The sequence below is a fragment of the Akkermansia sp. GGCC_0220 genome, assembly GCF_017566105.1.
GTDB classification, from domain to species: Bacteria; Verrucomicrobiota; Verrucomicrobiia; order Verrucomicrobiales; family Akkermansiaceae; genus Akkermansia; species Akkermansia massiliensis.
Window position 1 is genome coordinate 13,726 of the sequence record NZ_JABFCI010000001.1, and the last position, 12,797, is coordinate 26,522.

The 12,797-nt window shown below is 54.0% G+C and carries 9 protein-coding genes and 1 tRNA gene; 4 read left to right on the plus strand and 6 right to left on the minus strand.

The features are described 5' to 3' along the window. Positions 1 to 40 precede the first annotated feature (40 nt). From HJW02_RS00025 to hisD, 5 genes are all read right to left on the minus strand, one after another. Positions 41 to 1,633, minus strand: a complete 1,593-nt coding sequence (locus tag HJW02_RS00025; protein ID WP_022395993.1) for a hypothetical protein — start codon at positions 1,631 to 1,633, stop codon at positions 41 to 43. 78 nt (positions 1,634 to 1,711) lie between these two features. Beyond that, positions 1,712 to 3,379, minus strand: coding sequence for a tetratricopeptide repeat protein (locus HJW02_RS00030; RefSeq protein ID WP_022395992.1), 1,668 nt, complete (start codon positions 3,377 to 3,379; stop codon positions 1,712 to 1,714). 226 nt (positions 3,380 to 3,605) lie between these two features. Then, a complete protein-coding gene (locus HJW02_RS00035) occupies positions 3,606 to 4,502 on the minus strand; it encodes a hypothetical protein (protein ID WP_102721765.1) in 897 nt (298 codons plus the stop codon). Between the two features lie 26 nt (positions 4,503 to 4,528). Further along, on the minus strand, positions 4,529 to 5,173 hold the full coding sequence (locus HJW02_RS00040; protein WP_102721766.1) for a TetR/AcrR family transcriptional regulator: 645 nt from the start codon (positions 5,171 to 5,173) through the stop codon (positions 4,529 to 4,531). Between the two features lie 22 nt (positions 5,174 to 5,195). Then, positions 5,196 to 6,494 carry a histidinol dehydrogenase gene (gene hisD / locus HJW02_RS00045; protein ID WP_102721767.1) on the minus strand — a complete coding sequence of 433 codons (1,299 nt, stop codon included), beginning with the start codon at positions 6,492 to 6,494 and terminating at the stop codon, positions 5,196 to 5,198. Positions 6,495 to 6,696: 202 nt separating this feature from the next. Between hisD and sucC the strand changes: the two genes are divergently transcribed. The 4 genes from sucC (at position 6,697) to HJW02_RS00065 (ending at position 10,980) form a co-directional block, all read left to right on the plus strand. Beyond that, a complete protein-coding gene (gene sucC, locus HJW02_RS00050; protein WP_022397861.1) occupies positions 6,697 to 7,878 on the plus strand; it encodes an ADP-forming succinate--CoA ligase subunit beta in 1,182 nt (393 codons plus the stop codon). Between the two features lie 21 nt (positions 7,879 to 7,899). Then, positions 7,900 to 8,787 (plus strand): succinate--CoA ligase subunit alpha, encoded by an 888-nt coding sequence (sucD, locus tag HJW02_RS00055; protein ID WP_102721768.1) that lies wholly within the window; start codon positions 7,900 to 7,902, stop codon positions 8,785 to 8,787. 298 nt (positions 8,788 to 9,085) lie between these two features. Then, positions 9,086 to 10,078, plus strand: coding sequence for a hypothetical protein (locus HJW02_RS00060; protein ID WP_102721769.1), 993 nt, complete (start codon positions 9,086 to 9,088; stop codon positions 10,076 to 10,078). A 62-nt stretch (positions 10,079 to 10,140) separates the two neighbouring features. Then, positions 10,141 to 10,980 carry a hypothetical protein gene (locus tag HJW02_RS00065; protein WP_102733096.1) on the plus strand — a complete coding sequence of 280 codons (840 nt, stop codon included), beginning with the start codon at positions 10,141 to 10,143 and terminating at the stop codon, positions 10,978 to 10,980. A gap of 1,453 nt (positions 10,981 to 12,433) precedes the next feature. Here the strand turns inward: HJW02_RS00065 and HJW02_RS00075 are convergent. Beyond that, positions 12,434 to 12,526 (minus strand) — tRNA-Ser (locus tag HJW02_RS00075). Positions 12,527 to 12,797: the final 271 nt, after the last annotated feature.

The window sequence follows — 12,797 nt, forward strand, 5'->3', positions numbered from 1 at the left end:
CGGAGGGGCGCGCGGGTCAGCCTGCTGAAAAGGGCTTCAATTATCTGCGGCGGCGGCGCGAAGCAGGCTTTTCCGGTTCTTCCGCCGGGGCTTCCCCTATCTTCGCCAGCACCCGCCGGGCCTCTGTGGTCCGGTTCTGCTTGAGACACACGTCAGCCCAGCTCCGGTGAATTTTGTTGTAAAGGTCTCCGGACTGGATGGAGGCCAGATTATTCTGGAGCTTCGCCTTGTCTTCCGGACTCAGCGCATCCCATTCTTCAACCAGCTTTCCATACTGGGCTTCCGACAGGGGCCACTGTTCTCTGCCCGCGCTTATCTCAGCCTGAAGATTCAGAATGACCGGCTGGAGGGCCTGGACAAACGTGGTGTTCTCACGGGCCACCTTCATCGCCTGGTCCAGATATTTCATCGCCTGGTCATAATCCCGCGCTTTCAGGAAGGCGGCGGCGATGTTCACGTCCTCATAAGCCCGTTTCACCAGAGCCTCCGCCTGGCCGTACTTCTCAAGCTGGGAACGCAGAGCCTCAATGTCCTGGCTCAGGCTGGAACCGCTCAGAATGCGCGGGGCATCCACGCCCAGGGTCATCGCTGTCCCTTCCGCACGGGACAGCAGGCGGGAAGCCTCCTTCAAATCCCCCATCTGCATCCTTACCCGCGCCAGGGCAAGCATCGTTTCCGGCGTGCAGTCCATCTCCGTTTCCGCGGCGCGAAAGCAGATCAGGGCGGCTTCCAACTGGTCAGCCATGGCTTTCAGCTCCGCCTGGGAATACTTACGGCGCGCATTGAGCGGCATATTCAGCTCGTTCAGGATGATTCGGCCCATATCCGGACTGGCGGTCAGGCGGAATTTGGTGAGCAGTTCCCGGGCAATGGCGCTTCCTGTGCCGCCGGGCTGCCCCGTAGTCTTGTCCGGCAGAGTATCCTGAAGCAGCAGAATCTTCACCATGCTCTTCACGTCCTCCGGCTTTTTCAGCATGCTCCTCATGACAGGGGAGGCGGCCTGCTTGCACAACGCGGAAAAACGCTCAAACCTGGCCTGGTCATACGCATAGTGGGCCAGCGGTTCCAGGCATGCCAGACGGATGGATACCTGCTCCTCCGGCGTATTTTTCAAAATCACTTCATAAAGCTTCTCCGCCGTGGCGTCATGCTTGCGGCCTGCAAACTCCCGCGCCCAGTTCAGGCTGACGCCCAGCAGGCGGTTCCTGTCCTCCGCCGGCATGGAGGCGGAATCGGCCAGCTTCTTTTCCAGCAGGGCCGCCAGCATCGGTTCGGATTCCTTCAGCATGCCGCGCCTGTCCATTTCCACCGCCAGCAGCCACGCAAAGGAATCCCGCGCTTCCGGGGAATTCATCCATTCCACCTGCTTGTCCACGGAGGAAGCCATCTGCGCCAGCTCCGCGTCGGAACCGTTCCAGGAGGCCAGCATGCCCTGCAAATGGCCCATGGCCTGCGTCTGGCTGTGCACCTCGTGAATGGTCGGCTTGAACCACCCTTCAATCGTGGGCCAGTACTGAATGTAGCCGAACCAGAGCCCCCCCAGCAGCACCAGAAAGAGAACCGGCTTCCAATAAGACTTCTTCTTGCGTGAGGGGCGGTAGGGCTTGTTGGAAAAATGGCGCTCGGAACTCATGCAGGCATTGAGCCAAAAAGGCGGCACAAATCAAGCAAAATAAACACCTCGCAACGTCTTACGAGGACCGCCCGAAGCCTACCGCCGGGAGGATCTGGCGTTCCCGGACGGCCTGCGCCCGGGAGAGGCCATGCGCACGCGGGGAAAACCGGATTCCTTCCAGCAGGCATCCGCCTTTTCCTTCATTCCCAGTTCATCGTAACAGCGGCCAAGCTGTTTGTAATTCTCCGACCGCTGTTCCCCCTCCAGCATGGGGAGCACCGCTTCAAAAGTTTCCACGGCCTCCTTCCACTGCTCTCCGTCGCACAGGGCGTATGCCTTGCACAAATAGGACTGCACCAGCAGACTTCTGCGCTCCGGCCCCTCCCCGCATTTCAGCAGGGAATCCACTGCTCCGGCATAGGCGTGCAGGGCGCTTTCCCGGTCCCCCGCCATATCGCTGGCGAGCCCCAGGGAATAATAAACCCGGCCCAGGGACAGGACGTCCGAGGCAAAGTGGGATTCCCGCAGTTGAAGGGCTTTTTGCAGGTTTTCCCTGGCCTTGTCCCCCTCCCCGGCATCCAGCCACGCTTTGCCCAGCCCTTCCAGGGACTGGGCGGAAATGACGGGGGAAGCCGCGCTGTTGGCAATCGCCTTCAGGAAATCCGCGCGGGCTTCCGGAGCGGCCTTGCGCATGATGTTCACCCACCCCCTCTGATCGTACAGCCCGGCCCAGAATGCATGGTCCGCCGGCAGCACGCCGCGGGCGGCGCCCTCCGCCTGGTAAAGATAAGCCAGGGCTTCCTCATAATTCCCCTGCTCCGTGGAAATGCGCGCCAGCCCGCGCAGGGCGTTAAGGCAGTCATTCAACAAGTAGGAGGCGTTCTCCGAACCGGTAAGGCCCTTTAAAAACAATTCCCGCGCCTCATCCTTCCTGCCGGCCTCCAGCATGGCTTCTCCCATGCTGATGCTCGCCAGGGCCAGGTCACCGGTCGTCTTGTCCGGCTGGGGGCACAGGGCCAGGGCCTTCTTGAAATAGGCGCGCGATTCCGGAATGCGCCCCGTGGCGCGCGCCAGCCGGCCCTGGGCGGCCATAAGCCTGGACCGGACCGGGAGGGCGTCCGTCCCCAGATGGGCGGCGGCGTCCACCGCGCGCTGGAGCAGCACGTTCGCCTCCTCATTCCTGTTCAGCATCTGGTCAATGGAACTCATGGTCTGGAGGGCCCGCACCAGCGGCTCGGCCATTCCCTCCTTCTCATACCCCTCCACGGCGGTTTTCAAATAACCGTAGGCCGGGGAATACTGGTGCTCCGCCAGAAGGGCCTTGGCCACGGCGTCCGCGCGGGGGGCCCACACCCGGTAGCGCCCGGAGGCATATCCGGCGTCAATCAATTCCCTGGCCGCAGGAAGGGCGCGGTCCACGCCGTCCCGGCTGATCAGCTCACGGGTGAGGCCCCAGGCCGTCTCCGTCCGCAACTCCGGATCCCTGATCCATGCCAGGCGTTCCTCCCGGTTGTCCAGAATGCCGGCCAGGCTCTCGCGTGAAGCGAAAACATCCGCCATGAAGCGGGATAAATTCTGCATGGCCTTTTCATCGCTCTTCTGCACCACCACCGGCGGTGTGGTCAGCATCCCTTCATCATAACCGATGCGGTACGCCATATGGTACGTCAGGAACTCCAGCAGCATCACGAGCGCGCACAAGCACAGGGCAATCAGCCACTTGGTGCGCGGAGACAGGGGTTTCAAAGGAGAAGGGGCCTGCATAACAAGTGCATAACGTTACCCGGCGCTCCCTGAATTTCAAGCTTTTTGCATGGGGAGGAAATCTCCGCTGCACCTGAAGGCGAACAAACCAGCCGACGACAACCGTTTCCCCGCCAGTCCCCGGGACCGGCCCGGGAAAGCTTTTTCCTGCCTTTTTCCCACTTTCCGGCCCTTCTCTCCGCCTTCCGCCGGGCGCTTTTCTCCGGGCCATGCGCGGCAATTTACGTCAGCCGTTCCTGCGCTTCCGTTCGGACGCCCGGTACAACTGCCAGGCATTCCATAAATTATGCCACAGCACGTAAAACGTAGGCCCCAGCGCGGCGATGGGGCTGGCATACGTCAGCGCCAGGTAAATGGACAGCGTGGTATTCTTCTGCCCCAGGGCCTGGCTGCACTCCGCGGCACGGGTACGCCCCCCCAGCAAATGCCCCAGCCCGAAGTTGATCCCGCACACCAGCAGGGAAACTGCGCCGATCTGTTCCAGCACGCGCTCCGAAATGCCGTCACGGGAGGAAATATCATAAGAGGCGTTCGCCGCGATCAAAACCAGAATCACCACCCAGATGCCGAAGGTGACGTCCTTCAGCTTCCGCGGCCACGCAATGGCCCGCGGATAAAAACGCCGCGCCGCCAGGGCCAGAACCAGCGGCAGCAGCATCACCAGGGAAATATTCTGGGCCACGTTCAGGTAAATCTCAAAGCCGCCCTGCCCCACGACCGCCGGCAGAATGAAAGGCAGCAGGGCGCAAATAATGCCGTTAAGCAGCAGGAGGGCCGTCAGCATGAACTCCACGCTGCCGCCCAGCAGCCCCATCACCACGGGAGCCGCCGTGGCCGTGGGCATGATGCCCACGAAGAAAGCGGCCTCCGCCAGGTACCCGTCTCCGAAAACGAGGCGGCACGCGCCCCAGGCCGCCAGGGCCACGAGCAGGTTGGCCCCTACCAGGAGCCAGTGCGCGCGCTCCGGCTTCATCCGTTTGAAGCGGATGCCCAGAAACGTCACAAACAGCATCACGATCAGCATCCACTTGAACGTCCAGCTATACACGTGCAGGCCGGGCATCATGTACCCCGCAATAAAAGCCGCCACGATGGCAAACGTGCGGATGAGGGACTTGAACATGTGGAATGCGGACGGCAGTGAAAAGGTTATGCTGGTTTTTCACACAAATGGATCAGGCCGTCCACCTGGCGGACAATCAGCTCAAACAAATCCTGCACGCTGCCCTTGGGAACCCGGTTGTTCTCCATCAGCTCCATAATCATCCGCAAACGGGTCAGCAGGCCGATCATGATGCTTTCAATAGCCAGCACCGTCCAGAAAACCTGGTACGTGGAAGCGCCCGGAAACATGGTGCGGATGCAGTCATGCAGCCGCCGGCGTATGGGGGAATACACCTCCTTGATATACTCCACCGCTATCTCCGGCGTCTGCACGTGGCAAATGGCCAGCAGGCGCAGGTAATGGGGGAAATTGCCCAGTTCTTCCAGCTTCACATGCAGGAGGCCGTGGAAGGAAGGGTAAACATAGGCGTGGGCCAGCGCCCGCACCGTGCCTTTCTCCATGGCCTCATTCATCATGGAAATCCGGAAATCCCGCGCCTGCGGCGCATACTTCATCATGACCGCCTTCCAAAGCCCTTCCTTGCCGCCAAAATAATAATTGGCGGAGGCGATGTTGACGGATGCCTGCTGGGAAATCATGCGCATGGAAGTGCCTGTATAGCCGTGCTCGGCAAACAGGCACTCCGCCGCGTCCAGCAATCGTTCCTTGGTTCCTTGCTGTCGTTTCATGGGGGGTGGGGGAAGTTTGGAATTACCGGTCAACGCGGGCGGCGCGGACCTGGATGGAATGGTTGTGGGCGTCCAGCCCCTCCACTCTGGCGAACTCCGCCACGTACGGAGCGGACTTGAGCACGGCCTCCCGGTTCATCCGCACCACGCTGGTGCGCCGCTGGAACTGGTCCGCCCGCAGGCCGGAAAACGACTTGCCGGCCCCGCCGGTCGGCAGGGTGTGGCTGGGGCCTGCCAGGAAATCCCCGCAGGCCACCGTGGAAAAAGCGCCGGCATAAATGGCGCCCGCCGTCCGGATGCCGTCCAGCACGGCGTCTTCATCCCGCGTGACGAGCACCAGATGCTCCGGAGCGAAGGCGTTCACCAGGTCCACCCCCTCCTGGATGGAGGAAACCAGAAAACCGTAAGCGTGCTTGTCCAGCACCTCCCGGATGATGGAACCGCGGCTCAGCAGGGCGGCCTGGCGTTCCACCTCCGCTTCCACTTGTTCCAATAACGCCTCCGACGTGGTAACGAACACCACCACGCTGTCCGGACCGTGTTCCCCCTGCGCCAGCAGGTCGGCGGCCAGGAACTCCGCGTCTGCGGTCTCATCCGCCAGCACCATCACCTCACTGGGTCCGGGGAGCAGGTCGATGGCGACGGCTCCCACCAGCTGGCGCTTGGCCTCCACCACAAAACGGTTGCCGGGGCCGAAAATCTTCTCAACCGGCTTCACGCTCTCCGTTCCCACCGCAAGGGCGGCAATCGCCTGCGCTCCGCCTATCTTGACAATCTCCGTAGCGCCGGAAGCCTTCAATGCATATAAAAGAGCGGGATTCACCCGCCCGTCCGGCCCGCAGGGCGTAGCGGCCACAATCTCCCGCACGCCGGCGGCCTGGGCAAAACCGCCCGTCATGATGGACGTGGACACCAGGGGAGCCTTCCCGCCTGGAATATAAATGCCCACGCGGTCATACGGAAGGAAGCGTTCCGCCACCTCCACACCCTGGGCGTTCACGCCGGACCAGTCCTGCCTGCGGCTGCGGTCTGAAAAATAATGGATGTTGGCCAGGGAGGCGGCAATGGCCTCTTTCACGGAATCCTCCACGGCGGCTTCCGCCCCCGCCAGCTCCGCCTCCGTCACGAACAGGGAGGAAGGATCCAGATGCACCCTGTCAAACCTGGCGGCATAATCAAAAAGGGCCTCGTCCCCGCGCGCGGAAACGTCCTGGATAATAGCGTTAACGGTATCCCTTACGGAATCCTCCGGGAGAGCGCGGCGGTTCATCCGGCTCTTCATTTCGTCAAAGCAGGTGTCGGAAGGACGGTAAATTTTCATAAAAGATATAATACGGAAAAATGAGAAGGAAGTTTCACAATCTTTAAGCATGCAGTCAAGCCTTCTGTCCTCTTTGATTTCCAAAGGCACTCCATGAATCTCCCGGACAAAAAATCAAAAGACCAAACCATTCTCCCTTGACCGGCACAAAAAACAGGCATAGCCTTTCTTTCGCAAACATTTGGCCGAACGGCCCACTGTCATGAACATTCACGAATATCAAGCAAAACAACTCTTTGAGCGCTTTGGCGTGGCTACCCCCAGGGGCATTGCCGCCGCCACTGCTCAGGAAGCAGCACAAATAGCCCGGAACATGGGCGTTTCCCAATACGTAGTTAAGGCACAGGTACACGCTGGCGGCCGTGGCAAAGGCACCTTCAAAAACGGCTTCAAGGGCGGCGTGCATGTCGTTGACTCCGTGGAGGAAGTGGAAGACGTAGCCGGCAAGATGCTCAACCAGGTTCTGGTCACCAAGCAAACCGGGGAAACCGGCAAGCTGGTCAGCAAGATCATGGTGGCGGAAGCCGTGGACCTGAAAAAGGAATGCTACTTCGCCATTCTCCAGGACCGCGCCCGTGAATGCCCCGTCATCGTAGCCAGCACGGAAGGCGGCATGGACATTGAAGAAGTGGCCGCCACCCGTCCGGAAGCCATCATCCGCGAACACATTGACCCGGCCCTGGGCATCCTCCCCTTCCAGGCGCTCAAGATCGCCGTGGCCCTGGGCCTGACCGGTCCCCTGCTGCGCCAGGCCACCAAGCTCATCACCAACGTTTACAAGCTCTTCACCGCGCTGGACTGCTCCTTGGTGGAAATCAACCCCCTCGTCGTCACCACGGACGACCGCGTGTGCGCCCTGGACGCCAAATTCAACTTTGACGACAACGCCCTGTACCGCCACCCGGAAATCATGGAAATGCGGGATGAAACGGAAGAAGACCCCCGTGAAGTGGAAGCCGGCAAATATGACCTGAACTACATCGGCCTGGACGGCAACATCGGCTGCATGGTAAACGGCGCCGGGCTGGCCATGGCCACGATGGACATCATCAAATACTACGGCGGCGAACCCGCCAACTTCCTGGACGTGGGCGGCTCCGCCACAGAGGAAATGGTAACCAACGCGTTCCGCATCCTCACCAGCGACAAGAATGTGAAGGCACTTCTGGTCAACATCTTCGGCGGCATCATGCGCTGCGACGTCATCGCCCAGGGCATTGTGGCCGCGGCGAAAAACATTGACATGAAAATCCCGCTCGTCGTCCGCCTGGAAGGCACCAACGTGGAAATCGGCAAGAAAATCCTCGCAGACAGCGGCATTGCCATCATCCCTGCCGACAACCTGGACGAAGCAGCCCAGAAAGCGGTCGCAGCAGTCAAATAACCCTCACTATTTATTACGACAATGACATCTCTCATTGACAAAAACACCCGTCTGGTTGTGCAAGGCATCACCGGCAGCGCCGGCGCGTTCCACGCCAAAAACTGCATGGACTTCGGCACCAACGTGGTCGCCGGCGTGACCCCCGGCAAGGGCGGCCAGCTCTTTGAAGGCAAGGTCCCCGTCTTCGACACCGTGGCGGAAGCCAAAAAAGCCACGGACTGCAACGCCTCCATGATCTTTGTGCCGCCGCCCTTCGCCGCGGACGCCATTATGGAAGCCGCTGACGCTGGCGTAAAGCTCATCGTCTGCATCACGGAAGGCATCCCGGTGCAGGACATGCAGAAGGTGAAAGCCTTCCTGAAGGACAAGGACGTGACCCTCATCGGCCCGAACTGCCCCGGCATCGTCAACCCGGCCGCCAACTGCAAGATCGGCATCATGCCGGCCTACATCTTCAAGCCCGGCAGAATCGGCATCGTCTCCCGTTCCGGCACGCTCACCTATGAAGCCGTCTGGCAGGTCACCAACATGGGCCTGGGCCAGAGCATGTGCATCGGCATCGGCGGCGACCCCGTCCACGGCATGACCCAGCAGCAGGCCGTTCAATTCTTCACGGAAGACCCCAACACGGACGCCTTCATCATGATCGGTGAAATCGGCGGTTCGGAAGAAGAAGAAGCCGCCGAATGGATCAGGAACAACTGCAAAAAGCCCGTCGCCGCCTTCATCGCAGGAGCCACGGCTCCCAAGGGACGCCGCATGGGCCACGCAGGCGCCATCGTGGCCGGAGGCAAAGGCACCGCCGCCGCCAAGCAGGAAGCCCTGAAGGAAGCCGGCATCGTGGTCGCCAAGACGCCCGCCCAGATGGGCGCCGCTCTGGCGGAAGCCATGAAAAACAAGGGAATGTAAGCCCTCATTTACACACTCCCAATCAAATCCTAAAGCGCCTCCTGTTCAGGAGGCGCTTTTTCTTGGAAGGACACGGCATCAATCCCATGATGCTGATTGGACCTGGATATAAGAAGACAGACATCTTTCAGGTATCTAAACAGGAGAAGCTTTCTAGTAATGCACAGAAACATTCCTATTATGTATTTTCCATATTACAAATTCACTTATATAATAATTATAATAAATATCATTATTAAAAATTAAATCATTTTTCTTTACAAAAGATTCAATTTAAAATACGTATTTTAGCATATTTATGAAATATCTCTCTCATCTTGTTTGCTTTTTAGGAATTCTGTACAGTTGCAACAATTTATTAGCAAACGATAATAATGACGATCTTGAAGAAACGGAGCAAGAAGCTTCTGCTTCTCTTAAGATCAAATCTCAAACACAATTATGTTCAGCAGATTATTATATTAAGAAAGGATTAGATAAGGAAGAAGATCGAAAAAGAACAGATATCGGTATCGGAGAAAAAATCACATTTTTACTTGTTGGAAAACCTAAAGGCGGCATCAAGGAACTTACTTGGAATATTAAAGGAAACGGCTTCGAAGAAACAAAGGCCGACTTATTAAAAGGATCACAAAAGATTAGTCTAATTGCAAAAAAATCATTAACAAAAGATACGAACGTTCAAATTGTTGCCCAAACCAGTGAAGGGAAGGAAGCAAAGATTTCAATTAATATCAAAGTTCCTACAAAGATAGAGGCAAAGAAATTTAGTGGAGAAATTGAAACAGAAGATGGCAACGATAAAGTTGATACCAAAAAAATTAAATTCCCGAAAGGAAAGTATGGTCTCATAGGATTCATTGAATTAACCTTATTGCCCACTAATGTAAGTTTTAAAAAAATTAACGCTGTTGAGCGAGACGGAGGTCTTGAATGGCCTGAGAGAGACAATAATTCAAAAAAACCGGTACTAGCATCAGCACATACAGGACACGGAGTTAATAAAATTGTTAGAATAAGAGATAAAAATAATCTTTATGACATGGTTGCTGAAACAGGAGATACAGTAGTTAACCTTAACGCAATTCGCAAGTCGGGAGTGAATCCACAAAATTTCTGGTGGATATGTAAAAAATATATTAATTTAAAAGAAGAAAATAAAGATACCATTTCATTAGGGAAAACAAACCAAATATTCAATATAGAAGCAATAAAAATGTCTATAACTATAACTATTGTAAAATTTGGATTAGAATTTAAAAGAAACTCTGATGAAGGTGAAATTTTATGAAAGTACTATCATTTATGTATATATCTATCATTAGTCTACTCATTTCGTTGTGTCCTATTGTTATGGCTGATTCTTCTCTGAAAAGTCCTGCCTGCTTAGATCAATTTAAACAACCATCTGCCACTATCCAGAAACTTTCGGATTTGCTAGAATATCAGCATTTTAAATCCTTTTATAAAAATGCCGAAAAACATACATTTACCTTCGGTTTAACGACGCAAAATAATATTAATACTGAATTGAGCGACAAAATATGGCATTGTTATCTTGTCGCCTCAGCTCCGTTATTTTCCTTTAAAACATATCAGAAAACCGAACCGGAAGTTGAGATTGATGAAATGGCCGATATCAATCAAAAATCCGAGATTTGTCTATTCCTCGATAAATATATAAGACTTATTAAGAATTCGAATGATATGAAAGAATCTTCTAAAAAACAGATTATCCATCATATATTTTTGCCTTATTATGCAAAAATATTAAAACAATTCAAAGAATCAAAAGAACATAATCCCTACAGAATCACGGAATATAAAGAAACAAACGGAGAATCTAAAAACTTAAAAGAAAATAAAACTATTTATATTGAATCTCAAGAACAAATTTCAGAGCTTTGGAATTTTCTCAACGAAGTTGCTGATGGTGAATCATTTATTAACTCTAGAAATCAAGTAATCGAAGACGAAACTAAAGACCTGGAAAAATCTTTTATGGAAATTCTTGTTTCCATCTTTCCTGGTAAATATTCCAAAGTCGAAGAGTTCCTTCTTCAAGCCGGCTATACCAAAGAGGAAATTCCTAATTTGATTGATCGCACCGTCGGCAGGAACAATAAAACTGACTTTCTCTACAAAGGAAAGCATCGCCTTGCACATGACCGGCTTCTTAAGAAAAAGAAATAACTTCTCTCTTTCCGAAACAATGCATTGCCGCAAGCACACAAAGAACATTCACAAACGGACATGAAATATCCGTCATCTTAGGACATTCCTACAAGCACAGTTTTAATGCAGCAATTGCCGCCACGGCAGTACATGTACTCAAGGAACAGGGCCACACCATCCGCTTTCATGACCTCTGCCGGGAGCACTCCAACCCCGTTCGGCCGGACATGGAACTGGTCAGCGACATCCCGGGAAAACGCCTGGACAGCTCTCCATCAGCCGGAAACCAGGGAAGTTGACGGCATTGTCATCATCCATCCTAACTGGTGGGGACAGCCCCGGCTTTTAAAGACTGCATCTTCGCTTTCTGCAGCGTGCATGTTTTTGAAAGAAAAATGTTCTGCATCCTTGTAGCCAGCACTCCGGACATCCGTGCCAAATGACTTGACGAAGTGCGGGAAACGGTATGCACCCTCTTTCCCCCTGAGAGAGAACCCCGGTAAGAGCCCGCTTCGTGCCAAGATGAGCGAGCATGGGAATTCATGAAAGCCACGGACTACTCCCCTACCGTAAACCCGGCGGGAAGGAAACTAGTTTCCCTTTAAAGCAATTACGGCCAAATTGATTTTCATACTCCCCCGTTAGGAAGGATTTCCCTTAAGGAAGTCCTTCCGGATATCGATCCTTGATAAGCTTTGGCAAAGGGAAAGATACAACGTAAATGCCGCCAAGGAGCAAATCCACATACCTCAGTGGATGGCACAACTCAATCTTGAGACGTGGCATGTAATACAGCACTTTTTCTCCTCGTCATTGCAAATGATCCCTCTCAGAGAAAAAAGCTTTTCTTTCCCTACGTCAAAAAAGTCAAGAAGATAAATAGGAATCTTTCCTTGATTTTTAAACATAAAACTGGCCAAAGCATCCGGAGACAGGGTCCTCCCACCGTTCTCCCTGCATGGAAAGTGCAATGGGACTATCCGGAACAACCCTGTTTTTTCCGCTTGTCCCATACCACAGGAACGGTGTTCCGCTCCCGTAAGAGAGGACAAGGTAAAATGCCCACAATAAAAAAGAATGGTTTTCATAAAGAGGATACATTATCCATTTTTAATAAAAGCTTCACAGAGAAAATCAATCAATAAAAAACCATATTCGCTGCAGCAAATAATGGAAAGGGACAGCATCGCCATTTTTTAATCCTCCCCCATTAATAATTTCAGAACAATCAGGCTTCTTTCATGCTCACCTCATTCCCCGGCCTTGCCATTCATACGCTGGAAGAACTCCGGCAGAGATAGCTTGCTGAACTGTATCTCCATGCAACTCTCCCTTGCCAGTTTCTAAACCAGTGCAGCCAGGCATTTGACTAAAAGGCAAATGATCCTTTCTCTCTTCTTGCAACACCTGCCAAAAAAGCAAAAAAGAGCCTGTATCGTTAAAATACAGACTCTTAAGAAGAAAAATGTTTTGGCGGAGCGGGAGGGATTCGAACCCTCGGTACCGGTTTTGCCAGTACGTTCCTTTAGCAAAGGAGTGCTTTCAGCCTCTCAGCCACCGCTCCGTCTTGGGTAATGTGTGGAAAAGAAATTACACACTTCCCAAAATGAAGTCAATACATAAATAGTACAGGCAGGAATTACTCCAGGCAGGCATATTGGCAGGTCAGTTCCTTTTCTTCACCGGGTTTCAGCGCCACCTCCCACTGGAATTTCCCGTCCGGATTCAAGAGACGGACAAACGTCCTCCCAACATAAAATCAACCGGAAGCCGTTTTTCATCTGCAAATGCAACCCCGCAGGAACATTCAGCGGCCGGACCATGGGAAAACAAGG